The 24,557-nt window shown below is 68.1% G+C and carries 22 protein-coding genes; 15 read left to right on the top strand and 7 right to left on the bottom strand.

Features of this window, described 5'->3' with window-relative positions; translation table 11 throughout:
- Positions 1-9: 9 nt before the first annotated feature.
- Positions 10-1,248, bottom strand: coding sequence for a chloride channel protein (locus PGN27_RS07895; protein WP_335325654.1), 1,239 nt, complete (start codon positions 1,246-1,248; stop codon positions 10-12).
- Between the two features lie 17 nt (positions 1,249-1,265).
- Here PGN27_RS07895 and mshB point away from each other — a divergent pair, with 17 nt between their 5' ends.
- Together mshB and PGN27_RS07885 are read left to right on the top strand one after the other, a co-directional pair.
- Positions 1,266-2,117 (top strand): N-acetyl-1-D-myo-inositol-2-amino-2-deoxy-alpha-D-glucopyranoside deacetylase, encoded by an 852-nt coding sequence (gene mshB / locus PGN27_RS07890; RefSeq protein WP_335325653.1) that lies wholly within the window; start codon positions 1,266-1,268, stop codon positions 2,115-2,117.
- Positions 2,118-2,205: 88 nt separating this feature from the next.
- Entirely contained in the window at positions 2,206-2,631 is a 426-nt protein-coding gene (locus tag PGN27_RS07885) for a hypothetical protein (RefSeq protein WP_418888568.1), read from the top strand.
- 7 nt (positions 2,632-2,638) lie between these two features.
- Here PGN27_RS07885 and PGN27_RS07880 read toward each other — a convergent pair whose 3' ends face one another.
- Entirely contained in the window at positions 2,639-3,775 is a 1,137-nt protein-coding gene (locus tag PGN27_RS07880; protein WP_335325652.1) for a hypothetical protein, read from the bottom strand.
- 187 nt (positions 3,776-3,962) lie between these two features.
- Between PGN27_RS07880 and PGN27_RS07875 the strand changes: the two genes are divergently transcribed.
- Both PGN27_RS07875 and PGN27_RS07870 read left to right on the top strand, forming a co-directional pair.
- The gene (locus PGN27_RS07875; RefSeq protein ID WP_335325651.1) at positions 3,963-6,533 is read left to right on the top strand and encodes a bifunctional FO biosynthesis protein CofGH; all 2,571 of its coding nucleotides are present in this window, start codon (positions 3,963-3,965) and stop codon (positions 6,531-6,533) included.
- Positions 6,534-6,665: 132 nt separating this feature from the next.
- Positions 6,666-7,130 (top strand): DUF2231 domain-containing protein, encoded by a 465-nt coding sequence (locus PGN27_RS07870; protein WP_335325650.1) that lies wholly within the window; start codon positions 6,666-6,668, stop codon positions 7,128-7,130.
- A gap of 26 nt (positions 7,131-7,156) precedes the next feature.
- Here PGN27_RS07870 and PGN27_RS07865 read toward each other — a convergent pair whose 3' ends face one another.
- Complete coding sequence (locus PGN27_RS07865) at positions 7,157-8,068, bottom strand: MBL fold metallo-hydrolase (RefSeq protein WP_335325649.1); 912 nt, start codon at positions 8,066-8,068, stop codon at positions 7,157-7,159.
- A 117-nt stretch (positions 8,069-8,185) separates the two neighbouring features.
- Here PGN27_RS07865 and PGN27_RS07860 point away from each other — a divergent pair, with 117 nt between their 5' ends.
- The 7 genes from PGN27_RS07860 (at position 8,186) to PGN27_RS07830 (ending at position 15,017) form a co-directional block, all read left to right on the top strand.
- Positions 8,186-10,948 (top strand): helix-turn-helix transcriptional regulator, encoded by a 2,763-nt coding sequence (locus PGN27_RS07860; protein WP_335325648.1) that lies wholly within the window; start codon positions 8,186-8,188, stop codon positions 10,946-10,948.
- 98 nt (positions 10,949-11,046) lie between these two features.
- Positions 11,047-11,805, top strand: coding sequence for an SDR family oxidoreductase (locus PGN27_RS07855; protein WP_335325647.1), 759 nt, complete (start codon positions 11,047-11,049; stop codon positions 11,803-11,805).
- Between the two features lie 12 nt (positions 11,806-11,817).
- On the top strand, positions 11,818-12,372 hold the full coding sequence (locus tag PGN27_RS07850) for a sigma-70 family RNA polymerase sigma factor (protein ID WP_030136170.1): 555 nt from the start codon (positions 11,818-11,820) through the stop codon (positions 12,370-12,372).
- Entirely contained in the window at positions 12,372-13,088 is a 717-nt protein-coding gene (locus tag PGN27_RS07845; protein ID WP_335325646.1) for an SDR family NAD(P)-dependent oxidoreductase, read from the top strand. Before PGN27_RS07850 ends, PGN27_RS07845 begins: the two co-directional genes overlap by 1 nt.
- Positions 13,089-13,131: 43 nt before the next feature.
- Positions 13,132-13,533 (top strand): cupin domain-containing protein, encoded by a 402-nt coding sequence (locus PGN27_RS07840; protein ID WP_335325645.1) that lies wholly within the window; start codon positions 13,132-13,134, stop codon positions 13,531-13,533.
- Between the two features lie 5 nt (positions 13,534-13,538).
- Entirely contained in the window at positions 13,539-14,393 is an 855-nt protein-coding gene (locus PGN27_RS07835; RefSeq protein WP_335325644.1) for a hypothetical protein, read from the top strand.
- A 75-nt stretch (positions 14,394-14,468) separates the two neighbouring features.
- A complete protein-coding gene (locus PGN27_RS07830; RefSeq protein WP_030136166.1) occupies positions 14,469-15,017 on the top strand; it encodes a YceI family protein in 549 nt (182 codons plus the stop codon).
- A gap of 81 nt (positions 15,018-15,098) precedes the next feature.
- Here the strand turns inward: PGN27_RS07830 and PGN27_RS07825 are convergent, their stop codons facing one another.
- Positions 15,099-17,147, bottom strand: coding sequence for an FAD-dependent oxidoreductase (locus PGN27_RS07825; protein WP_335325643.1), 2,049 nt, complete (start codon positions 17,145-17,147; stop codon positions 15,099-15,101).
- Complete coding sequence (locus PGN27_RS07820; protein ID WP_335325642.1) at positions 17,144-17,701, bottom strand: PadR family transcriptional regulator; 558 nt, start codon at positions 17,699-17,701, stop codon at positions 17,144-17,146. The genes PGN27_RS07825 and PGN27_RS07820 overlap by 4 nt, the downstream gene beginning before the upstream one ends.
- 264 nt (positions 17,702-17,965) lie before the next feature.
- Between PGN27_RS07820 and fdxA the strand changes: the two genes are divergently transcribed.
- A complete protein-coding gene (gene fdxA, locus PGN27_RS07815; RefSeq protein WP_019510504.1) occupies positions 17,966-18,286 on the top strand; it encodes a ferredoxin in 321 nt (106 codons plus the stop codon).
- Between the two features lie 17 nt (positions 18,287-18,303).
- Positions 18,304-19,392, top strand: a complete 1,089-nt coding sequence (gene dapC / locus PGN27_RS07810; RefSeq protein ID WP_335328666.1) for a succinyldiaminopimelate transaminase — start codon at positions 18,304-18,306, stop codon at positions 19,390-19,392.
- A gap of 78 nt (positions 19,393-19,470) precedes the next feature.
- Here the strand turns inward: dapC and PGN27_RS07805 are convergent, their stop codons facing one another.
- Positions 19,471-20,289: an endo alpha-1,4 polygalactosaminidase gene (locus PGN27_RS07805; protein ID WP_335325641.1), complete on the bottom strand. Its 819-nt coding sequence runs from the start codon at positions 20,287-20,289 to the stop codon at positions 19,471-19,473.
- A 33-nt stretch (positions 20,290-20,322) separates the two neighbouring features.
- A complete protein-coding gene (locus PGN27_RS07800) occupies positions 20,323-21,876 on the bottom strand; it encodes a PucR family transcriptional regulator (protein WP_335325640.1) in 1,554 nt (517 codons plus the stop codon).
- Positions 21,877-21,960: 84 nt separating this feature from the next.
- Here PGN27_RS07800 and pruA point away from each other — a divergent pair, with 84 nt between their 5' ends.
- Together pruA and PGN27_RS07790 are read left to right on the top strand one after the other, a co-directional pair.
- On the top strand, positions 21,961-23,601 hold the full coding sequence (gene pruA, locus PGN27_RS07795; protein ID WP_335325639.1) for an L-glutamate gamma-semialdehyde dehydrogenase: 1,641 nt from the start codon (positions 21,961-21,963) through the stop codon (positions 23,599-23,601).
- On the top strand, positions 23,601-24,548 hold the full coding sequence (locus tag PGN27_RS07790; protein ID WP_335325638.1) for a proline dehydrogenase family protein: 948 nt from the start codon (positions 23,601-23,603) through the stop codon (positions 24,546-24,548). Before pruA ends, PGN27_RS07790 begins: the two co-directional genes overlap by 1 nt.
- Positions 24,549-24,557: the final 9 nt, after the last annotated feature.

Genomic DNA, 24,557 nt, shown 5'->3' with positions numbered 1-24,557 from the left:
CCGTACCGATCACCCACGATCGGCGGTGCGGTGCCACACCTGGGTTGCCGCGAAGGCCGCAAGGGCGAACACCGCGAGTAACCAGATCGGTGGGTGTGCCAACTCCCAGACGAACACCGCGGCGAACACCGGTGAGCGTTGGGTGATCGCCAGCACCCCGGCCGCGCACGTCAACGCCAGCGCTGCGGTGTTGACATGGACTCCCGTCACCGGTGTGAATTCGTTGATCAGAAGTGCCACAAGGCATCCCGCGGCGGCTCCGGTGGCCAGCGCCGGGGTCAGCAGGCCGCCGACGGCACCCGCGCGCAGGAACAACGCCGTGAGAACGGGTTTGAGCAGCAGGATCGCCACCGCGGAAGGGATGCTCAGCTGGGTGTCGATACTGACGACCAGGATGCTGTGGCCGTTGCCGGGAAGCTGTGGCCACCACAGCGAACAGACGCCGGTCAGCAGACCCGCACCGGCGATGGCCGGCACCAGCCACCAGCCTGCAGGGGGTTCGCCGCGGGTCGCGGTGACACGCACGAATGCCGCGGCGACGCCGGCGGACAGCGGCGCGATCAGGATGGCCAAGACGACGAACAGATAGGACAGGTCGGCGTCGGGCCAGCGCAGCGAGTGGTCCAGATGGGTGACCGGGGCGGCGACGGCCACCGCAAGACTCGAGGTGATCAGTGCGGTACCCACCACCCGCGGGTGCCAGCTGCGCGCCAGGATGCTGACGGTGAACAGGGCACCGCCCAATGGCACGCTGTACACCGCGCCCAGCCCGGCGCCGGCGGCGCAGAACAGCAGGATCTGCGTATCCCGGGCAGTCAGCGCCAGCCGTGCGGTGGCCGCGTCGGCCAGCACCGCCGCCAGCTGGCGCGGGGCGCCCTCGCGACCCAGCGAGGCCCCCGACCCGACCACCAACACCTGTAATCCGGCGTCGATGGCCAGCGGGCCACGGGCCAGCGGTCGGTGTGAGGCAATCGAGGCGGACAGTCCGGGCACCGCGCTGCGGCGGCGCAGCCACCACCAACCCAGGCCGGCGAGCGCACCGCCGATCGCCGGTCCGAGGGCGCGCCTCAGTGGGTGGCTGGCGCTCACGCCGTCGAGCAGGCTGCCGAACCGATAGTGGTAGGTGAGGTGCTCGATACCGTGCAACAGCAGGGTGGTCGCCGCCCCCGCCACACCGGCGAGCAGGCCGGTCGCCAGGATGGCGCATCCGAACCGCAGACCTCGGCGTCTCGCATCGGGTGGCGGCACACGGTAAACCTAGGGGAGTGGAAACGCCGCGGCTTCTCTTTGTTCATGCCCATCCCGATGACGAATCGCTGACCACCGGAGCGACGATCGCGAAGTATGCCGCCGCCGGTGCCGACGTGCGGGTGGTCACCTGCACGATGGGCGAGGAGGGCGAGGTCATCGGCGAGGAGTGGGCCGGATTGGCGGTCGACCACGCCGATCAACTCGGGGGCTACCGGGTCGGCGAGTTGACCGCGGCGCTGGCCGCTCTCGGCGTCGGAGCCCCGCACTATCTCGGCGGAGCGGGCCGCTGGCGGGACTCCGGCATGCCGGGCACGCCGGCACGGCACAGGCAGAGCTTCGTGGCGGCCCCGTTGGCCGATCCGGTGGCAGAGCTCGTCGCGATCATCACCGAGTTCCGTCCGCATGTGGTCGTCGGCTACGACCCCAACGGCGGATACGGCCATCCCGACCATATCCGGGTGCACGAGGTCAGCGCCGCCGCCGTCGCCGCGTCCGCCGAGGCGGGGTGGGCGGTGCCGAAGTTCTATTGGACGGTGATGGCGGTGTCCGGATTCATCGAAGGATTCCGCAATATCGGCACCCCTCCCGAGGATTGGGTCGTCATCAAGGCCGAGGACTTCACCTTCGGATTCCCCGACGATCAGGTCGACGCCGTGATCGACGCGACCGACCACCTACCGGCCAAGGCCGCGGCCCTGCGGGCGCACGCCACCCAGGTGATGGTGGCTCCGGACGGGCACTCCCTGGCGTTGTCGAACAAGATCGCGCTGCCGCTGTGGGGTATCGAGCATTACGTCCTGGCAGCGGGCGAACCAGGTGCCGACGGTGTCGAATCCGATCTGTTGGCCGGGCTGAATCTGCAATAGCCGGGCGCGGACGCGGTATGGTCAGCGTCATGGACCCGGACTTGGATCCCAACCTGCAGCATCAGCAGGATCGCGCCGACAACTTCCAGTGGGTCGTCGGCTCGCTGGTCGCACTGCTCGACAGCATCCCGACCTGAGGGCCGATCGTGCGGACGGGCCGGCCTGGCTGCCGCCCGTCGTCCTCGGTGTGCTCACCCTCGATGGCGTGCTGACGGCGCTGATTTCGGCGTTCTTCCTCCCGCTGCGCATCGGCACGGTGCCCTTCCCGATCACCGTGGTGATCAGCGGTGCGGTCAATGCGGCGCTGGTCTGGGTGGCCTTGCAGTGGACATCCTCGCCGCGGCTCGCGGCCGCGCCGATGTGGGCCTGGCTGGTGACCGTGCTGGGGCTGGCGCTCGGTGGCCCGGGCGGGGACGTGGTGTTCGACGGCGCGGGCGTGATGGCCTACGCGGTGCTCCTGCTGATCGTCGGCGGCCTACTGCCGCCGGCGGCAGTGCTGCGTCGCCACCTCTGACCGCAGGTCAGCTTTCCGAACCCCCGGTGTCCGACGCGCTGTTCCCGGGGGCACGATCGGCCGGCGTGGTCGTGGTGTCTGCGGGCTTCGGGCCGTCATCGCCGGCGTTCTCGACGACGCCACCGGCGTTGCTGCCCGTCTCGGTGGTGTCGCCGATATCGTCCGCGCCGAGGTCACTCGACTCCTGGGCGGCCTGCTCGCGCAGTTCTTTGCGGAGCTCGTCGCGCAGCGTGTCGCGCAGGTCCTCTTCCTGCTGCTCGCCGGACTGCTCGGTGAAGCCCTCCTCGTGGACCCCTTCGGATGTTTCCGGGGTGATACCGGGCTGCGCGGTGGTCTCGACGGGGGCCTGCGGTGCGGGTGTCTGCTCCGGTGTCGTCGGGTCCTGGCTCGTCGGGTCAGGCGTGGGGGTTGGTGTCGCGGTCTCGTTCGGCTCGCTCTGTTGCTCGTCCGAAGACTCCGGGCTGGACTCGGGGTCGGCCGGGATCTGCACCGCGGTGCGTGCACCCTCGACGGCCATCACGGCCTGGGATGCCGCGGCCAGCGGGAAGAACGGTGGCAGCGGGGGCAGGAAGCTCAGGAACCAGTCGATCTCGGTATTGACGAAGTTGCCTGCCGCAGCCACCGACTCGTTGAAGAAGTTCGTCAGTGCCTGGCTGAAGTCGATGGCCCCGCCGACCCAGTAGGCGAAGTTGAACACGCCGCTGGTGATGATCGGCCGGATCAGGGAGTAGTAGAAGATGTCGATCTGCGGGGTCAACAGGTTGACCAGCGGGATCCATTCGGTCGCGTACACCGCAAGGTTCACGCCCCAGTCCACCCAGGGCATCACCGTGTAATAGGCATCGATGATCGCGTTTCCGAGTCCCGGCAGGGCCAGCGCACTCGCCTGCGCAGGCGGTGCGGCGTCCAGTGCCTCGGCCAGCAGCTTCGGAAGCTCGGTCGGGCCGGAATCGGGTGTCGTGGGCCGGACCGCCACCAAAGCGGCCGGCAGTGCGTCGAAGGATCGTGCCTGCGCGGTCAGCGCGACGCTGTCGTGGCGGACGGCCGGTGCGCCCGCCGGTGTCACCGATGACGGGAAGGAGATGCTGCCTGCGGCCACCACCGCGACGCCTGCCATCAGATAAGGACGAACGCGTAACCGCATGACAGCTCCTGAGAATCGGTCCCGACGTCGGATAACTTACGCGCAAGTCAGCAAGCTGGGAGGTATTCCGCGGACGGGTCGCGTCGGGGTGTCTCGTCGGAGGCTATCGTGACCCCTATGCCAGTGGCAGCTGTTTCAGATAGTGAGACGCGCGGATGATCCGCGCCGACAGCGGGGTTACACCGGAGTGGCTCTGAACCCCCAGCACGGCTCCGATCTGCCCAGCCCGGTGGTACCGCCGAAGTCGAATCCGTCCGCGCTGCGGCGTGTACTGCGCCGCGCCCGCGACGGGGTGACGCTCAACGTGGACGAGGCGGCCATCGCGATGACCGCCCGCGGTGACGACCTGGCCGACCTATGTGCCAGCGCGGCCCGGGTCCGTGACGCCGGTCTGGAATCGGCCGGCCGGCGCGGCGGGACCGGCCGGCTGCCGGTCAGCTACTCGCGCAAGGTCTTCATCCCCATCACCCATCTGTGTCGCGACAAATGCCACTACTGCACCTTCGTGACGGTGCCTGGCAAGTTGCGTGCCGAGGGCAAGGGCATGTTCATGGAGCCCGACGAGATCCTCGACGTGGCACGCCGGGGCGCGGAGCTGGGTTGTAAGGAAGCGCTTTTCACCCTGGGAGATCGCCCTGAGGCCCGGTGGGACGAAGCCGCTCAGTGGCTCGACGAGCGCGGCTACGACTCCACCCTGGACTATGTCCGGGCGATGGCCATCCGGGTGCTGGAGGAGACGGGCCTGCTACCGCACCTCAATCCGGGGGTCATGAGCTGGACCGAACTGTCCCGGCTCAAGCCCGTCGCGCCGTCGATGGGCATGATGCTGGAGACCACCTCGCGGCGGCTGTTCGAGACCAAGGGGCTGGCCCACTACGGCAGCCCGGACAAGGACCCCGCGGTCCGGTTGCGGACCCTCGATGACGCCGGCAGGCTCTCCATCCCGTTCACCACAGGCCTGCTGGTTGGTATCGGCGAGACACTCACCGAGCGCGCCGAGACCATGCATGCGATTCGTAAGTCGCACAAGGAATTCGGTCACGTTCAGGAAGTGATCGTGCAGAACTTCCGGGCCAAGGACCACACGGCCATGGCCGGGGCCCCCGATGCGGGCATCGACGATTTCGTGGCGACCATCGCGGTGACGCGGCTGGTACTCGGGCCCAAGATGCGCATCCAGGCGCCGCCGAATCTGGTGTCGCCGGCGGAGTGCCTGGCACTGATCGGTGCCGGTGTCGACGACTGGGGCGGGGTGTCCCCGCTGACGCCGGACCACGTGAACCCGGAGCGACCGTGGCCTAATCTCGACGATCTGGCGGCCGTCACCGCCGAGGCCGGCTACGACCTGGTGCAGCGGTTGACCGCGCAGCCGCAGTACGTGCAGGCGGGCGCGGCATGGATCGACCCGCGGGTGCGTGGGCATGTCGACGCGCTGGCCGACCCGGACACCGGTCTGGCCCGCGACGTCAACCCCGCGGGGCGGCCCTGGCAGGAACCCGACGAGGCCTCGGAGTCGTTGGGCCGCACGGATTTGCACACGGCCATCGATTCGGAGGGTCGGCGCACCGACACCCGCAGTGACCTCGACAGTGCGTTCGGGGATTGGGAGTCCATCCGGGAGAAGGTGTCCGAGCTCGCTGCGCGCGCACCCGAACGCATCGACACCGATGTGTTGGCGGCGTTGCGCTCGGCCGAACGCAACCCGGGCGGTTGCACCGACGACGAGTACCTGGCGTTGGCCACTGCCGACGGACCGGCGCTGGATGCCGTTGCTGCGCTGGCGGATTCGCTGCGCCGCGAGGTGGTCGGCGATGACGTCACCTTCGTGATCAACCGGAATATCAACTTCACCAATATCTGCTACACCGGCTGCCGATTCTGCGCGTTCGCGCAGCGCAAGGGCGATGCCGATGCCTTCTCGCTGTCCACCGACGAGGTCGCCGACCGGGCATGGGAGGCGCACGTCGCCGGTGCCACCGAGGTGTGCATGCAGGGTGGAATCGATCCCGAGCTCCCGGTCACCGGGTACGCGGATCTGGTGCGCGCGGTCAAGGCCAGGGTGCCCTCGATGCACGTGCACGCGTTCTCGCCGATGGAGATCGCCAACGGTGTCACCCGTAGCGGGCTGTCGGTGCGTGAGTGGCTCACCGAGTTGCGCGCGGCGGGTCTCGGCTCGATCCCGGGGACGGCCGCGGAGATTCTCGATGACGAGATCCGCTGGGTGCTGACCAAGGGCAAGCTGCCTGCCGCGGAGTGGATCGACGTCGTCACCACCGCGCACGAGGTGGGTCTACGGTCGAGTTCGACGATGATGTACGGCCATGTCGACACCCCCAAGCACTGGGTGGGTCACCTGAACGTGTTGCGCGATATCCAGGATCGCACCGGCGGTTTCACCGAGTTCGTTCCGTTGCCCTTCGTGCACCAGTCCTCGCCGCTGTACCTGGCCGGTGGTGCGCGGCCGGGGCCGACGCACCGCGACAACCGTGCCGTGCATGCGTTGGCGCGAATCATGTTGCACGGCAGGATTCCCAGCATCCAGACCAGCTGGGTCAAGCTGGGTGTCGAGCGAACCCAGGTGATGCTCAACGGCGGGGCGAACGATCTCGGCGGAACGCTGATGGAAGAGACCATCTCGCGGATGGCCGGTTCAGAGAACGGGTCGGCCAAGACCGTCGCCGAACTCGTCGCCATCGCCGAGGGTATCGGTAGGCCGGCCCGGCAGCGCACCACCGACTACACCCCGCTGGCGGCGTGATCACCGACCCGGCCGGGCGGGGTGAGCGTAGCCTTGCCTGTGTCGGATCGTGTTGCCGGAAAAGGTGTTTGGTGCGTCGCTCGGCGGTCTGAGGGGGTATCTTCTGGATGCGCATATCCGAGGAGCGACACCATGACCACTCTTGCCGGAATTCCCGCTCATGCCCTGCTGGTGCACGGTGTCGTGGTGCTGGCCCCGTTGACAGCCGCGTTGCTCATCCTCTGTGCGTTCTGGCGGGCCGCCCGCACTCGTCTGGTGTGGCTGGTGCTGGCCCTGGCTGCCGGCGTCACGGTGCTCACACCGCTGACGACGTCAGCGGGTGAGTGGCTGTACAACCGCGAAGCTGAGCACAGCGCGATCCTCGAGCTGCATGAGGAGCGCGGCGAGTGGATGATCTACTTCGCGATCGGGTTGTTGGTCGTGGCGATCTTGCAGGCGGTTCAGCATGTGCGGGAGTCGCGCGCGGAGCGACCGAGTCGCGGGCTCGCGGTAGGAGTGGCGATCCTTGCCGTGGTGGTCGGTGTGTCCTCGACGGTCGGCGTGGTGCTGATCGGGCACTCGGGAGCCGAGGCGAAGTGGGGTGTCATCGCCGAGTAGCCCACCCGGCCGCAGGCGCCAGGCCGTCAGTAGTCCCAGGTCACCGGGACGAAGCGGAATGTCCCGCCGTGCGCGGACACATGGCACAGCGACGGGAACGGAAGGTGGGTGGCCACCAGCAGTTCACCACTGGCCGCCAGATCGGCCAACAGCGCAATCCGGACCCGGGTCGCCTCCTCGGGGTCGTGTTCGAAACCGTTCTGCCATTCGGGGTTGTCGAATCCCGGCTGGAACACCGCGTCACCGGCGAACGTCAGCGCCTCGCCGCCGGATTCGATACGCACGACGCTGTGCCCTGGGGTGTGTCCGCCCGTGCGCCGCAACACAACTCCCGGCGCCACCTCGTAGACGTCCTCGAAGGTGCGCAGTTGCCCGCGATAGAGGTCGAGGAACTGGGCGGCGGTCCGTCGGAGTACGGGCGGTATCGACGCGGGCATGACGGTGCGGGAGAAGTCCGGGGACTGCCAGAACTCCGCCTCGGCGGCGGCAACGTGCACGCGCAGGTCGGGACGGAGCTTGTTGCGCAGCCCGTCGACCAGCAGACCCCCGATATGGTCCATGTGCAGGTGGGTCAGCACCACATCGGTGACCGAGGAGGGTTCGACCCCCGCCGCGGACAGTCGCATACCCAGTTGGCCCGCCCGTGGGAAGTCCGGGAACTCGGTGCCGAGACCGGAATCGATCAGGATGGTCCGGCTCCCGCTGCGCACCACGGCGACGTTGAGGGGCCAGTCCAGGATCTCCGGCGGGAGGAACATGTCCTTCAGCCACGCCGAGTACTCGGCCGGTTCGGCGTTGGTGGCCATGGTGGATGCCGTGATCGGCAGTACGCCGTCGCTGATGATCAACACGTCGATATCGCCGATCTTCAGGGCGTACCGCGACGGCACCAGCTCGTCGAGGCCGTTGTCGCTGCGGGTGAGGTTGTCCACGCTCATGATTTCTCCGATGCTCACGAAGGTGCGGGCTGCACACTTCTGGTCGGTCGAACGCACGCACGGCCGTGGACTCATCCCCGATCCGACAGTGGCGTGGAGTCGTTACCATCGACGGCTATGTCGGAGAGGCTGCGCGGCCGCGAGCGTGATGCCGCGATCCTCGACGCCCTCACCCTCGACGCGCGGTCGGGCCGGAGCCGGGTGCTGGTGCTGCGCGGTGAGGCGGGCGTGGGCAAGACTGCGCTGCTGGACCAGATGGCCTGCAACGCAACCGGATTCAGCCTGCTCCGATTGGCCGGTGTGGAGTCCGATATGGAACTCGCCTTCGCCGGGCTGCAACAGCTGTGCACGCCGCTACTCGCCGACATCGCGACGTTGCCGATACCGCAGCGCGCCGCTCTGGAGGTCGCATTCGGATACGGCACCGGGCCGCCACCCGACCGGTTCCTGGTGGGATTGGCAGTACTGAGCCTGCTGGCGGGCGCCTCGGCCACCCAGCCCGTCCTGTGCCTGATCGACGATGCGCAATGGCTCGACACGGTGTCGGTGCAGGTGTTGGCGTTCGTCGCACGACGACTGTTGGCAGAGCCGGTGGCCATGGTGTTCGCCATCCGCGACGGTCACCCCGACGTGCTCGCCGGGTTGCCCGAGCACCCGGTCACCGGACTCGGTGATGCCGCCGCACGCGAACTGCTGGAGTCGATCATGATCGGCGGTATCGATCCGCTGGTGCGCGATCGTATCGTCGCGGAAACCCGCGGGGTGCCCTTGGCGCTCCTCGATGTGCCGCGCAGTGTCTCGGCCGCCGAATTGGCCGGTGGCTTCTGGATTTCCGGTCGACGTTCCTCGACAGCCGCCCTCGAGGACGGATACGTTGCACGCATCCAACGGCTGCCGATGCCAACTCGGCAGCTGCTGTTGCTCGCCGCTGCCGAGCCGGTCGGTGATGCGGCGTTGTTCCTGCGCGCCGCAGCTCTTTTGGGCATACCCGTCGATGAGCTGGGTCCCGCCGAGGTGGCGGGCATGATCGAACTCGGGACCCGGGTCCGGTTCGCCCACCCGCTGATGCGTTCGGCGGCCTACCGGGCCGCCGACCTCGGCGAACGCCGCGGCGTCCATCGCGCGCTGGCGCGGGCGACGGACCCGCAGGCCGATCCGGACCGGCGGGCCTGGCACGCCGCCAATGCCGCGGCGGGGCCCGATGATGCGGTGGCGGCCGAACTGGAGGCATCCGCCGGTCGCGCACAGCGACGCGGCGGCATGGCGGCCGCTGCCGCCTTCCTGGAACGCGCGGCGGTGCTCACCAGGGATCCGCACCTTCGCGGAGCGCGTGCCATCGCCGCCGCCCAGGCCAAACGTGAGGTGGCCGAGCCGGATTCGGCCTACGCGCTGCTGGCGATGACGGACTCCGCGCCGCTGGAGCCGGTGCAGAAGGCTCTGGTGGTGCGGATGCGGGCGCAGATGGACTTCGTCCGTAGCCGGACGGCGGCGGCGGGTGCGCCCACCGTCGCCGAGGCCGCCGAGGGACTACTGACCGCCGCCCGTGGTTTGAACGGCCTCGACGACGAACTCGCCAGGGAAACCTATCTGGAGGCGCTCGCGGCGGCGATGTACGCCGGACGGTTGGGCCCGCCGAAGCTGCTGGCGGAGGTGGCCACCGAGGGTGCCGAGGCCGCACGGAAGGCCGTCGATCCGGCTCGGTCCATCGATCGTCTCCTCGCGGGGATGTGCGCGCGGATCATCGATGGTCCCGGTGCCGGATCGACGGAACTGATCGCCGCACTGGACATGTGGAACGCCGATGCGGAGCACAACCCGGCCCGGTGGCTGTACTGGCCGTCCCCGGTGATCCAGGAATCGGCAGCCCACGAGCTGTGGGACGACGCGGTGCTCGAACGCATCGCTACCGACACCGTGCGTCGCGCGCGTGACCTCGGAGCCGTGGCCGCGCTGCCGCCGGCGCTGGGCTACCGGGCCGGCGTGCACTTCTATCGCGGTGAGTTCGGCGTTGCCGCAGATGTTCTGGAGGAAGCCGCGGCCATGAGTACCGCCATGGGGCAGGTACCCGTGCGATATCACTCGCTCAATGTTGCTGCCTGGCGAGGTGTGCCCGAGGAGGCCATCGAACTCATCGAGAGTGCCGGCACCGCGGGGGCGGCTCGTGGTGAAGGTCGGCTGAGCGGTCTGGCGGCGTTCTGTGGCGCGGTACTGAACAACGGGCTCGGCCGGTATGCCGAAGCGTTGGCCGCCGCCCGGCACTGTTGCGAGTACGAGGATCTCGGGTTCCACAGCTGGGGTCTGTACGAACTGATCGAGGCGGCGGTGCACGTCGGCGACCGGACCACCGCCACTGCGGCCCTGCCGAGATTCGTCGAACGTGCCACCGCAGGCGGCACCCAGTGGGGCCACGGTGCGGCATCGGCCGCGCGGGCACTGGTGGCCGATGACACCGCTGCCGAGGCGAAGTTTCTCGACGCGATCGAACGATTGGATCGGGTCGGTATCCGGTTGCTCCTGTCCCGGGTGCGGCTGTCCTACGGTGAGTGGCTTCGCCGGGCAAACCGCCGGACCGACGCGCGCCATCAACTCGGTGCCGCACACGAACTGTTCACCGCGATGGGCGCGCAAGCGTTCGCGGAACGGACGCGTCGCGAGTTGGTGGCGGTCGGCGAGAAGGTGCGTGCCCGACAGTTCGGTGCCGGGGATGCGCTCACCGCGCAGGAGGCACAGATCGCCGCGCTGGCCGCCGATGGGTTGACCAACGCCGAGATCGGCGCGCAGCTGTTCATCAGCACCCACACCGTGGAGTGGCATCTGCGCAAGGTGTTCGTGAAGCTGGGTATCAGGTCGCGCCGGCAGTTGCGCACGGTCGCCCGCTGACCACGTAGTCGGAGAGACTACGGACTTTCAAGGGCTCGGTGCGGTGGTGCACCGGGACACGCTGGTTTCCGAAGAATGACTCGGAACTGGAGGAACTTGTGAAAATCGTGGTTATCGGTGGCACCGGGCTCATCGGCTCGAGGGTGGTCACCGAACTCGGCAGGCAGGGCCACGACGTGCTGCCGGCATCCCCGGCCTCGGGGGTCGACATCCTGACCGGCGATGGTCTGGCCGATGCGCTGACCGGCGCGGAAGTCATCGTCGACGTCGCGAACTCGCCGTCCTTCGAGGATGGGCCTGCGCTGGACTTCTTCACCCGTGCCGGAAACAACGTGCTGGCCGCGGCGAGGGCCGTTGGCGTATCGCACTACGTCGCCCTGTCGGTGGTGGGGACCGATCGGCTCCAGGACAGCGGCTACTTCCGGGCGAAACTTGCCCAGGAGAGGTTGATCCGGGACGGGGGCATCCCGTTCACCATCGTGCGGGCCACCCAGTTCTTCGAATTCGTCGGCCGCATCGCCGATTCGGCCACAGTCGGCGGGACGGTTCGGATCACCTCGGCGGCGAGCCAGCCGATGGCCGCCGACGATGTCGCGACCGCAGTGGCCGGTGTCGCGGTAGGTCAATCCGCCGATGCCATCGTCGAGGTGTGCGGACCCGAACGCATCGGACTCGACGAGCTTGTGAGCCTGCAGCTGCGGGCGAGCGGCGATGACCGCGAGGTCGTCACCGACCGTGCGGCCCCCTACTTCGGGGTGGTGCTCGATGACACCACGCTGGTTGCCGGTGCCGAGGCGACGGTCTTCGGCACCCGGTTCGCCGACTGGCTGGCCGATTCCGCGCCGGTGCACCGGTAGGGGCGGTCCGATATGACACTGACATCAGTACCCGACCCACACCTGTCGGTACGTTTTGCGGCGGAGACCCGTCCGCTGCTGGAGATGCTGCATCGTGGTGCCCGCCGGCTGACCCGGTCCGAGGCCGACGCCGAGGATCTGTTGCAGGACACGTTGTTACACGCCTATGCGGGATATCCGCGGTTCCAGCACGGCACCAATCTCAAGGCGTGGCTGTTCAAGATCATGTACAACCGGTGGGTCAGCAACCACCGTGCCCAACAACGTCGACCGACCGAGACACCGGTCGACGGGATTAGCGATCGGATGCTGGCACGCACGGCCGCCCACGTGTCGGCCGAGGCCGAGGTGCTGAGCGCGCTGGCGCACCCCGAGCTCAGCGATGCCCTCGGCGAGCTGCCGGACGGGTTCACAAACGTGTTGTTCTATGCGTTCGTCGAGGGCTACACCTACGCCGAGATCGCCACCATCATGGACATCCCGGTGGGAACGGTGATGTCGCGCGCGTCGCGGGCACGGCAACGGCTGCGCCTGGCGTTGGCACCCGGCGACCAGGAGGTCGCCTGATGGAACTGGCAGGGCAGCGGGCACTGGTCACCGGGGGCACCGCGGGCATCGGGCTGGCGTCGGCGTGGTTGCTCGTCGAGGCCGGTGCCGCCGTCGTCATCGCCGGGCGCAATGCCGAGCGCGGCGTGGCCGCGGCGGATCAGCTCGGGGCGCGATTCGTACAAGCCGATATCGGCACGCCCAGTGGGGTGGAGCAGCTGGTCCGAAGCGCGGGGGAGGTCGACATCCTGGTCAACAACGCGGCCTACTTCCCGGCTGCGCTTACCGTCGACCAGGACCTGAGCTCCTTTGACGCGACATTCGGAATCAACGTCCGCGGACTGTATTTCCTGACCGCCGGGATCGCCGACGGCATGCTGGGCCGCGGCCACGGCAGCATCGTCAACATCACCACGATGGTCGCCACCAAGGGGGTCGCTCGGGCGTCGGCGTACAGCGCGTCGAAAGCGGCGGTGGAATCGCTGACCCGTACCTGGGCCGTGGAATTCGGCGCGGCGGGGATCCGGGTGAACAGCGTGGCACCGGGGCCTACGAGAACCGAAGGGGTACAGGCGGAGTGGGGTGATTCCAATGAGGAGTTGGGTCGCTCGATGCCGTTGGGCCGTACCGCGGACCCGATGGAGATCGCGCAGGCGGTGTTGTTCCTCGCCTCGCCGCGGTCGAGTTTCATCACAGGTTCGACACTGCACGTCGACGGCGGCGGTGCCGCCCTGTGACCCGGCGGCGGTGCCGCCCTGTGACTACCGAGGAGTGAAGATCGTGAAGTACGACCCAGGTTGGGAAGATGCCCTCACCGTGGTGGGCGAGGCGACACCGCCGGCCATACCGCAAGGCGCACATGCCATGACGGTGATCATCGAGTATCCGCCCGGCAGCGCCGGGGCGCCCCCGCACAAGCATCCCGGCGGACCCGCGTTCGGTTATGTACTCGACGGGGAGGTGCTTTTCGAGCTTGAGGGATCGGCGCCCCGCGTCGTGCGCGCCGGTGAGACGTTCTGGGAGCCCGGCGGTGATGTCATCCATTACAGCGACGCAAACAATCGGGAAGACATCCCGTGCCGGTTCCTCGTGACGATGTTCTGCACGCCGGGAACGCCGATGCTCGTGCTCGTCGACACCGACGAGTTGGCCGCTCGGGCGCATTTGCGCGTCACGGAGTGAGGTCGATGGCCAGAATCCTGCTCCAGACCACGATCCCGTTCGACGCACAGGATTGGTCGGTCGAGCGCTTCGGCCTGCTGGGCGACGTGCTGCGGGCCGCCGGGCACCAGGTGGTCACCCGGAACCGGGCGTGCGGTGACGACGATCCGGTGCTCGCCGGGCTGGATCGGTCGGACTTCGACCAACTCTGGCTGATGGCCGTCGACACCGGGGCCGGGTTGACCGAGCGTGAGTGCCGGGCAATCGCCGGATTCCGGCGCCGTGGCGGCGGCGTGCTGACCGCGCGCGATCATCAGGACCTCGGCAGGTGTCTGTCGGCACTCGGTTCGCTGGGCGCGGTGAACAGGTTCCATGATGCGAGCGTCGATCCGGCCGGCCTGCGCGATGATGTGGACAATCCCGAGATCTCCTGGCCGAACTACCATTCCGGTGCCAACGGTGACTATCAGGCGGTACTGGACCGTGGTCACGAACTGCTCCGGACCGACGCGGTGCCCGGGGGCCGGATCCGATGGTTCCCTGCGCATCCGCACGAGGGTCTGGTGACCGCCGAGGTACCTGGCGCCCGGGTGGTGGCGCAGGGCTGCAGTGCGACGACGGGACGGGTGTTCAACCTTGCGGTGGCGTTGGACGGTGAGCGTGCCGCCGACGGTTCGGTGCTCGGCCGGGCTCTGGCCTGTTCGACGTTCCACCATTTCGCCGATTACAACTGGGATGTCGACCGCGGTGCGCCGGACTTCGTCACCGAGCGGGCGGGCCGGGGGATCAAGGACGACCCGGCTCGGCTCGACGTGTTCTTCGACTATGTCCGCAATATCGCCCGGTGGCTGACACCAGCGGATGCACATCGCGTGGAATGAAATCGGACCGTGGTCCGTTTAACTGGGCTGAGAGGTGTCCGGAAAGCCGGCCCGACGATCACAGGAGTAGACATCATGACCACAGCCGCAGCCACCGACCTGACCGCCGGAACCTGGGCGATCGATCCCGTGCACTCCTCGGTGAACTTCTCGGTTCGCCATCTCATGGTCAGCAAGGTGCGCGGCACCTTCGACTCGGTCGCCGGCGCCATCACCGTCGCCGAGGACGGCACCCCGTCGGTCACCGCCACGATCGACATCGCCTCGATCAACACCCGCAACGAGCAGCGTGATGCGCACCTGAAGGCGCCCGATTTCTTCGACGCCGACCAGTTTCCGACCGCGACGTTCACCTCGACCGGCGTGCGCGCCGACGGTGACGACTACGTACTCGACGGCGAGTTCACGCTCAAGGGTGCCACCTTGCCCGTCGCGCTGAATCTGCGGTTCAACGGCGTCAACCCGGGTATGGGGCACGGTGCGGTTGCCGGGTTCGAGGCGTCGGTCGTGCTGAACCGCAAGGACTTCGGGATCGATTTCGACGCCCCGCTGGAGACCGGTGGCGCCGTCGTCGGTGACAAGGTGACCGTCACCCTGGAGATCGAAGCGCTCAAGCAGGCCTGACTCCCGCCGCGAGCGTGCGTGAACTCTGCCCCGGACACGGCGAGTCGGGGTGCAGACACGCACGCTCGCGGGGAACGGGAGTTACAGCCGGGCGGCCAGTTCGGTGCCCTGACGGATCGCGCGCTTGGCATCCAGTTCCGAGGCCACGGCCGCGCCGCCGATGACGTGGGGTTCGACACCGCGGGCCCGCAGGCCGTCCTGGAGATCTCGCACCGATTCCTGGCCGGCGCAGATCACCACGTTGTCGACGGCGAGAACCCGGGGTCGCGCATGGTCGGACCCGAAGCTGATGTGCAGGCCCTCGTCATCGATGCGCTCATAGTTCACACCCGAGAGCTGTTCGACACCTTTGGCTTTCAGCGACGCGCGGTGCACCCAGCCCGATGTCTTGCCCAATCCTCGGCCCTGCGGACCCTTGCTGCGCTGCAGCAGGAACACCTGGCGCGCGGGCGGGAGTGGCATCGGCGTGGTCAGCGCACCACGCACCGCGGGTGCCTCGAACGGGTCGAGGGCGCCCCATTCTGCCTTCCACTCCTTGACGTTGAGGGTGGGGGACTGGTCGGTGACCAGGAACTCGCTCACGTCGAATCCGATTCCGCCGGCCCCGATCACCGCCACCGCGTTGCCCACCGCCGCGCCGGCGAGCACCTCGGCATAGGTCAGCACCATCGGATGCTCGATGCCGGGAATGCCCGGCATCCGCGCGGTCACCCCGGTGGCCAGCACCACGTCGTCGAAACCGGTCAGCGTCTCCACCGTCGCTCGCACTCCCAGGCGTACGTCGACATCGTGCACCTCCAGCATCCGGGTGTAGTAGCGCACGGTCTCGTTGAACTCCTCCTTACCGGGCACCCGCCGGGCGAGGTCGAACTGGCCTCCGATCGTCGACCCCGCCTCGAAAAGCGTCACGCGGTGTCCACGCTGCGCCGCACTCACCGCGGCCGACAGTCCGGCGGGACCGGCGCCGACGACCGCGACGGTGCGCGCCCGCCGCGTCGGTCCCAGGATCAGTGTCGTCTCATGTCCCGCACGCGGATTCACCAGGCAGGACACCGTCTTGTGCACGAACGCGTGGTCCAGGCAGGCCTGATTGCAGGCGATGCAGGTGTTGATCTGGTCGGCGGCGTCCTCGGTGGCCTTGCGTACCCAGTCCGGATCGGCGAGCAGTGGACGCGCCATCGAGATCAACTGCACATGCGAGTCGGCCAGGATCTGCTCGGCCGCCTCGGGCATGTTGATCCGGTTCGACGCCACCACTGGGACGTCGACATGTTCGGCCAACGCACTGCTGGTGGCCGCGAACGCGCCGGATGGCACCGAGGTGACGATCGTCGGGATCCGGGCCTCGTGCCAGCCGATCCCGGTGTTGATGATCGTTGCGCCCGCCGCCTCGACCTCGTTCGCCAGCGCGACGATCTCCGCCCAGGTCTGACCGTCCTCGACATAATCGGCCATCGACAGCCGGTAGACGATGATGAACTCCGCGCCCACCGCCTCGCGTACCCGGCGGACGATCTCGACGGCGAAACGTCGCCGCTTTTCGGGTGTCCCGCCCCAGGCGTCGGTGCGCTTGTTGGTTCGCGGCGCGAGGAACTGGTTGATCAGATAGCCCTCGCTGCCCATGATCTCGACGCCGTCATACCCCGCGGAACGGGCCAGCAGGGCGGCACGCACGAAATCGTCGATGGTGCCCTCGACATTGCGCAGCGCCCGCGGGCGGAACGGATTGATGGGCGCCTTGATCGAGGAGGCGCTGACCGAAAGCGGATGGTAGGCATAGCGTCCGGCGTGCAGGATCTGTAGGGCGATCTTGCCGCCCTCGGCGCGGACGGCCGCGGTGATCCGCCGGTGGCGACGCGCATCGGACTCCGAGCGCATCTCGGCTGCCAGCGGTAACAGCCAGCCGGTCCGATTCGGCGCGTACCCGCCGGTGATGATCAGGCCCACCCCACCGCGGGCGCGTTCGGCGAAGTAGGCGGCCAGCCTGTCGGTATCGCGGGCGCGATCCTCCAGGCCGGTGTGCATCGAGCCCATCACCACCCGATTGCGCAGGGTGGTGAAACCCAGATCCAACGGTGAGAGCAGGTTCGGATACGCCTTGTTTGGATACGTCGTGTTTGGATCCGTCATTGGACACCTCCGAGTGTCGACAGGACTTCTGACAACCATTCGATGGCGCCCTCTTCGGCGCGGATGCCGCCGCGCAGCACCAGGTACTGGTGCAGCTCGGTGCCGGTCAGCCGGGCCGGATCGGGGAACTGGCGTTTCTCGAAGCCGCGGTAGGTGTCCAGCAGGTCCATTCGGTCGGCGCGCAGCGCGACCGCCTGCTCGCGGACGGCGTCGATATCGCCGTACTCGCAGCCTCGGATCTTGACCGCCAGGTCGCGGGTGCGGTGGTCGGCGACGGTCGAGCCGCGTCCGGAAAGGGGTGCGGCGATCCAGCGAGCAAGCTCGGCCCGGCCGGTCGGTGTCACCGAGTACACCTTCTTGTCCGGGCGACCGCGCTGCGCGACCTCGCGGACCTGCACCCAGTCGTCGGCCTCCATGGCGCGCAGCGACCGATAGATCTGTTGATGTGACGCCGACCAGAAGTACCCGATCGAGCGGTCGAAGCGATGAGCCAGCTCGTAGCCCGAACCGACCTGTTCGCAGAGGGATACGAGGATGGCGTGCGGCAGAGCCATGGCCGAAGGTTAGACGGTACCGGTGGTCCTATGCAATAAGTTGCACAGGGCGGAAACCTGCGCGTGGTGACTAGGCCTTCTGTATATGCGACGTCTAGTATCAGTAACTGCACGCCGCCGCGGTATGGGCGGCGTGTGAAGTTAGGGCACACTGAGACGCACGTCCAGTTACGGGCCGTTCATACTGGCCCGCGGGCGCTCGCTCAGCGCGCCCACCCAGTACTGAAGCCCGGACCAGCAGCCCACTGGACAGGAGAAACATCAGTGACGTACGTCATTGCCGAGCCCTGCGTCGATGTCAAAGACAAGGCGTGCATCGAGGAGTGCCCGGTCGATTGCATCTACGAGGGTGGCCGGATGCTCTACATCCACCCGGACGAGTGCGTCGACTGCGGCGCCTGCGAACCGGTGTGCCCCGTCGAGGCCATCTACTACGAAGATGACGTGCCCGACCAGTGGAGCAGCTACACGCAGAGCAACGCCGACTTCTTCAGTGAGCTCGGCTCGCCCGGTGGTGCGTCGAAGGTCGGCCAGACCGACAACGATCCGCAGGCCATCAAGGACCTCGAGCCCAAGGGCGAGTGACCGCGTCACGATCGGCCATCTCGGCCCACTTGCCGGTGTTCCCCTGGGACACGCTGGCTGACGTCACCGCCACAGCGAAAGCACACATGGACGGCATCGTCGACCTGTCGGTCGGCACGCCGGTCGACGAGGTGGCTCCGGTGATCCGCGATGCGCTGGCCCAGGCCAGTGGTGTCCCCGGATATCCGACCACCGCGGGTACGCCGGCGTTGCGTTCGGCGATCCATGACGCGCTGACACGCCGGTTCGGTATCACCGGTGTCGCGGCCGAGGCTGTGTTGCCGGTGGTCGGGACCAAGGAGCTCATCGCCTGGCTGCCCACACTCCTCGGCTTGGGCGCCGAGGACACCGTGGTGATCCCCGAGCTCGCCTATCCGACCTATGACGTCGGCGCTCGCCTGGCGGGTGCGCGGGTCATGGCGGCGGATTCGCTGACCCAGATCGGTCCGCAGGCCCCGGCGCTGATCTATCTGAACTCGCCGAGCAACCCCACCGGCAAGGTCCTTGGAGTCGACCACCTGCGCAAGGTCGTGGGCTGGGCGCGCGAACGCGGCGTGCTGGTCGCCTCCGATGAGTGCTACCTCGGCCTGGCCTGGGATGCCGAGCCCCTCTCGGTGCTACATCCGTCGGTCTGCGACGGCGACCACACGGGCCTGCTGGCCATCCACTCGTTGTCCAAGACGTCGTCGCTTGCCGGATATCGTGCCGGATTCGTCGCGGGTGATCCGGCGGTGGTGACCGAGCTGCTTGCGGTGCGCAAGCACGCCGGGATGATGGTGCCCGGACCGGTGCAGGCGGCCATGGTCGCCGCGCTGACCGACGACGAACACATCGCCGTACAGCGCGAACGCTACGCACGCCGGCGAGCACTGCTGTTGCCTGCGCTGGTGGAGGCCGGCTTCACCGTCGATCACTCCGAGGCGGGCCTGTACTTGTGGGCCACTCGCGGCGAGCCGTGCCGCCAGACCCTGGCCTGGCTGGCGCAGCGGGGCATCCTGGTGGCACCCGGCGAGTTCTACGGCCCGGCCGGTGCCCAGTATGTGCGCGTCGCGTTGACGGCCACCGATGAGCGCATCGCCGCGGCTGTGCAGCGACTGGGCGAGTAGCCCCTCGTTCGCCGAGCGGCCAGTTATCCCACGCGGCAGGCCGGATCTCGTGTCAGAAGTGGCCACTCGGCGCGCGACTCACGGGCACTGCTGATACACGTGGCCAGCCGCACCCGGCGGGACGAGGTCGCGGTCGCGAAGGATGGTCAGCGGTGCCCGATCCGGCGAGGCGCACACCGCCGCGAACGGCGCGGGCAGGTTATCGACGTATTCGATCTGCAGCACGTGCGGTCCGTACGGTCTGGTATAGGCGGAGCACTCGTCAAAGGCCGCGCATTCTTCGGTGACGGCGAAATCGAAACCCAGCTGCCGGCGCCCGATCCCGGCGAGTTCGGCGGCATTCTTCTGCCCGATCGCCAGTCCGCGGGCGTGGGCCAGCGCGATATAGCTGCGGGCCAGCTCCAGTGCGCCGGCCTCCTCGATGGCCGGAAAACGGGTGAAGGTGTCCAGGTTGTCGATCTCGACGGCATCGAATCCGTTGTCCGCGCAGCGATTCAGATCGGGGGTGAGCACTTCCAGGATGGTGGCGCGCTGCGCCGGGGTGGTCGGATCCAGGATGTACTCGTCGGGCCAGTCGGCGTCGGCGACGGGTGCGCCCGATTCGTCGCGCAAGAGCGCCGAGCCATGTCGATCGGCCCAGTCCGATCCGGGCTGGGTCTGAAAACCGTTGAGATAACAGATGTTGTAGGCCCCCTCCAACGGCAGCGCGGTGGAATCCCGCACCACGACCGCCAGTCCGGGGGTATCCGACGTTCCGCCCAGCTGATAGTCGAATCCGCCGGTGGTCGGCGGGAGTGCGGCCGGGGCCGCCGACGCGGCCGGGCCGACGGCCAAGATCGATATGGCCGAGGTCGACACGGCGAAAGTCGACACGGCCAAGACCAGGAGACGTCTCACCCGGGCAATCCTGCCGCATGACGGGCAGTCGGGTCAGGCCGTGGCACGCAGGCTCAGGGTCAGCAGCAGGCGCACGTCGGGATCGGCCAGGGAAGTGCCGAGGATCCCTTCGGTGCGGCGCACCCGGTAGCGCACGGTGTTGGGGTGCACGTGCAGCGCCGCGGCTGCCGATGCGATATCGCCGAAGCTGTCCAGGTACGCCGACAGCGTGTGTGCCAGCACCGGTTCATCGGCGCGCAACGCCGCGATCCGCGGATCGACGAGGCGCTCGTCGGCGGTGATCATCGTGACGATCTCATCGAGCAGAACGGTCGTGCGTGCCTCGGCCGGGGACGTGATCGACGCCAGGCTCCCCGGCCTGCGCGCGGCGCTGTCGAGCACCCGATCGACCTCACCACGCGCCGCGGCCACACCGGCCAGACCGTCGAGTTGTGCGGCGGTTACCGCCCGTAGCTCCAGACCCAACTCGGTTCGCAGCGCGGACACCGTGCTGCGTACCCATGAGGAAAGTCCCTTGCTCGCGTCCGGGAACAGTACGTACACCCGGCCACCGGCCGCGGTCACCTGGGCGTCGGGCCGAAAAGCGCTGGCGCTCAGAGCAAGGACGTCGGCCAGTCGGGAGCCCTCGGTAGCGGATTCGATGCCGATGACGGCCGCCCGTCCATGGGCCGGGACTGCGAGCTCACGACTGATCGTCTCGATATCGGGCGGATCCCCGGTGAGACCCAGCACGTCCTGGATCAGCGTCGCGTGACCCGAGGGCTTGGCCGCCAGCCGGGTGATCAGGCGCCCCGCCAACACCGCGGCGCCGCGCAGCACCTCCTCGGTGTCCTCGGCCAGCGGTCGATCACCTTGCTGCAGCCAGATGGTGCCGAGGAACGCCGGTGCGCGCCGGGCGTCGCCGGTGACGCCGAAGATCCCGATGGCCAGCCGCGGCCGCAAGCCGAGCTCGGGGCGCTCGGCGACGCGGACCGGGTCGGGTTTGGCGTGCAACGCGTCGAAGATGCCGCGCCTGGCGATCCAGGCCAGGTGCTCAGGTGGGCCGGCGCGACCGAGGATCGACAACCTGCGCAATTCGTCGGCCTCCTCGTTGGACGCCGAATAGGCAAGCACATGCGATTCGGCGTCCTCGATGCTGACCATGCCGCGGGTGCGCTCGGCGATCGACTGGGCCAGGCCGAACAGGTCGGTGCCCGAGTCGTGTGTGGCGTCCGCGCCGTGATGGTCGAAGACGTGGTCGACCAATCGGTACAGCCGTTCCCACCGGGCGCGGGGTTCGACCGCCACCACCGCGATACCCGCGCGGGTGGCCCGCCGAATCACTTCGGCGCTGGGGTGTTTGGCGAAGATGGCAACGGGGGAGCGACCGTGCTGGTCGAGCCAGCGGATGGTGTCCGGGTTGTCGATGCCGAGCAGGAAGAAGATGTCGGCGGATCCGAAGGCCGGGGCCACACCGAGCTGGATGTCATCGCGGTCCAACAGCGCTGCCGAGGTCACCGGGAGATCGAGGCCCCGCGGTGCGTCGACGAGTGAAACCAGGGTGGCATCCAATGCCAGCAACAGTTGGCCGAGACGGACGCCACCCATACTGTCCGATCGTACTAGCGCCGATCGCGAGCGTTGGCCGTTCGGACAAAAGATTCCGCGCGTCGCGGCGTCATCCTGACAACCATGAACGCCATCACCGGCATCGCGCAGGTGCCCGCACCCACCAACGAACCCGTGCACGGGTATGCGCCCGGTTCACCCGAACGTGCCAGGCTGACCGACGCGCTGAACGAACTGTCCGGCAACGCAATCGACCTACCTCACGTGATCGCGGGTGTCCATCGGATGGGCGGTGGCGAGTCCATCGATGTGGTGCAGCCACACCGGCATCGCGCGCGGTTGGGGACCCTGACCAACGCCGGGCATGCCGAGGCGCGGGCCGCCATCGAGGCAGCCGAAGATGCCAAGGCGCAGTGGGCGCAGCTGCCCTTCGATGAGCGGGCGGCGGTGTTCCTGCGGGCGGCTGACCTGCTGGCCGGGCCGTGGCGGGAGAAGATCGCGGCGGCCACCATGCTGGGCCAGTCCAAGACGGCGTATCAGGCCGAGATCGACGCGCCCTGCGAACTCGTCGACTTCTGGCGGTTCAACGTCGCGTTCGCGCGGGAGATCCTGGCCCAGCAACCCGTCAGTGGTCCGGGGGTGTGGAACCGCACCGACCACCGGCCGCTGGAGGGGTTCGTCTACGCGATCACCCCGTTCAACTTCACCGCCATCGCGGCCAACCTACCCACCGCGCCGGCCCTGATGGGCAACACTGTCATCTGGAAACCCGCACCCACCCAGACATTCTCGGCGTACCTGACCATGCAACTGTTGGAGGCGGCGGGACTGCCGCCCGGTGTGATCAACCTTCTCACCGGCGACGGACAGGCCGTATCGGAGGTGGCGCTGGCCGATCCACGCCTGGCGGGCATCCACTTCACCGGATCTACGGCGACCTTTCGGCACCTGTGGCGAGAGGTCGGTACCCACGTCGAGCGTTACCGCAGCTATCCGCGGCTGGTCGGTGAGACCGGCGGCAAGGACTTCGTGCTGGCCCACCCCAGCGCTCGGCCGGATGTGCTGCGCACCGCGCTCATCCGCGGCGCCTTCGATTATCAGGGCCAGAAATGCTCGGCGGCATCACGGGCCTATGTGCCGCGGTCGGTCTGGCAGCAGATGGGCGATGACCTGCTCTCGGCCACCGAAGCCCTGAGCTACGGCGATGTCGCCGATCTGAGCAACTACGGCGGCGCGGTGATCGATGCCCGAGCCTACGCCAAGAATGCCCGCGCGCTGCAACGGGCCAAGAGCACCCCCGGACTGACCATCGCTGTCGGCGGCGAATGTGACGACAGCGAAGGGTATTTCGTCCGGCCGACGGTTCTGCTGGCCGACGACCCACGCGACGAGTCGTTCTCCACGGAGTATTTCGGGCCGATCCTGGCCGTGCACGTGTACCCCGACGACGAGTTCGACCGCATCCTGACAGTCGTGGACGAGACCGCACCGTACGCGCTGACCGGTGCAGTGATCGCCGATGACCGCGCTGCGATCGTCACCGCCCAGGATCGCCTGCGGTACACGGCGGGGAACTTCTACGTCAACGACAAGCCCACCGGCGCGGTGGTGGGGCAGCAACCGTTCGGCGGTGCACGTGCCTCGGGCACCAACGACAAGGCGGGATCCCCGCTCAATCTGCAGCGCTGGACGTCCCCGAGATCGATCAAGGAGACGTTCGTGCCACCCACTCGGCATGAGTATCCACACATGGGAGCTCGGTGATGAGCGTGTTCACCCGCGTGGCCCGCCCGGCGATCCTGGCCGCCGCACGACGCGACGGACTGCGCCGCACCGCGCAGCGACTGCCGATCACCCGGGAGGTGGTGCATCGATTCGTGCCGGGCGATACCGTGCACGACGCCATGGTGTCGGTTGCCGACCTTCGGGATTCCGGACGGATGGTGTCCATCGACCATCTCGGCGAGGACGTCACCGATATGGCAACCGCCCAGGCCACGGTGCGGGCCTATCTCGATCTGCTGGATGCGCTACGCGACCGCACCGAGAATGCCTCTGCGATAAGGCCGCTGGAGGTATCTCTCAAACTGTCCGCCCTCGGCCAGGCCCTCGCTCGCGACGGTGAGAAGGTCGCGTTGGAGAACGCCCGCATAATCTGCGAGCGGGCTGCCACTGTCGGGGTCTGGGTGACAGTCGACGCCGAGGATCACACCACCACCGACTCGACCCTGTCAGTCGTCCGGGACCTGCGGGTCGACTTCGAATGGGTGGGGACCGTCCTGCAGGCGTATCTGAAACGCACCCCGGCCGACTGCGCCGAACTGGCCGATACCCGGATCCGGTTGTGTAAGGGCGCCTATGACGAACCGGCCTCGGTGGCCCACCGTGACGCCGAGGAGGTGACCGACGCCTATCTACGGTGCCTGCGCCTCCTCATGGACGGCCGCGGCTATCCGATGGTCGCCTCGCACGACCCGGCGATCATCGAGCGGGTGCCCGGTCTGGCCGGCGAATGCGGCCGTGGCAACGGTGACTTCGAGTACCAGATGCTCTATGGAATACGCGATGACGAGCAGCGGCGGCTCGCCGATGCCGGCGCGCGCGTTCGGGTGTACGTGCCCTTCGGCTCACAGTGGTACGGCTACTTCGTGCGCCGTCTGGCCGAACGGCCCGCCAACCTCATGTTCTTCCTGCGCGCATTGCGGGACTGATCGCCAGGG

Origin of the sequence: Mycolicibacterium neoaurum, from assembly GCF_036946495.1 — a bacterium.
Taxonomy (GTDB): Bacteria; Actinomycetota; Actinomycetes; order Mycobacteriales; family Mycobacteriaceae; genus Mycobacterium; species Mycobacterium neoaurum_B.
The sequence above is the reverse complement of the archived record's forward strand: the minus strand, read 5'-3'. Positions and strand labels throughout refer to the sequence as shown.

Coding starts and splice junctions, on each gene's coding strand:
- PGN27_RS07880 (WP_335325652.1), bottom strand. CDS start 3,775: ATGCGGTTACGCGTTCGTCCTTATCTGATGGCAGGCGTCGCGGTGGTG.
- PGN27_RS07870 (WP_335325650.1), top strand. CDS start 6,666: ATGACCACTCTTGCCGGAATTCCCGCTCATGCCCTGCTGGTGCACGGT.
- PGN27_RS07865 (WP_335325649.1), bottom strand. CDS start 8,068: ATGAGCGTGGACAACCTCACCCGCAGCGACAACGGCCTCGACGAGCTG.
- PGN27_RS07860 (WP_335325648.1), top strand. CDS start 8,186: ATGTCGGAGAGGCTGCGCGGCCGCGAGCGTGATGCCGCGATCCTCGAC.
- PGN27_RS07850 (WP_030136170.1), top strand. CDS start 11,818: ATGACACTGACATCAGTACCCGACCCACACCTGTCGGTACGTTTTGCG.
- PGN27_RS07845 (WP_335325646.1), top strand. CDS start 12,372: ATGGAACTGGCAGGGCAGCGGGCACTGGTCACCGGGGGCACCGCGGGC.
- PGN27_RS07835 (WP_335325644.1), top strand. CDS start 13,539: ATGGCCAGAATCCTGCTCCAGACCACGATCCCGTTCGACGCACAGGAT.
- PGN27_RS07830 (WP_030136166.1), top strand. CDS start 14,469: ATGACCACAGCCGCAGCCACCGACCTGACCGCCGGAACCTGGGCGATC.
- PGN27_RS07825 (WP_335325643.1), bottom strand. CDS start 17,147: ATGACGGATCCAAACACGACGTATCCAAACAAGGCGTATCCGAACCTG.
- PGN27_RS07820 (WP_335325642.1), bottom strand. CDS start 17,701: ATGGCTCTGCCGCACGCCATCCTCGTATCCCTCTGCGAACAGGTCGGT.
- PGN27_RS07800 (WP_335325640.1), bottom strand. CDS start 21,876: ATGGGTGGCGTCCGTCTCGGCCAACTGTTGCTGGCATTGGATGCCACC.
- pruA (WP_335325639.1), top strand. CDS start 21,961: ATGAACGCCATCACCGGCATCGCGCAGGTGCCCGCACCCACCAACGAA.
- PGN27_RS07790 (WP_335325638.1), top strand. CDS start 23,601: ATGAGCGTGTTCACCCGCGTGGCCCGCCCGGCGATCCTGGCCGCCGCA.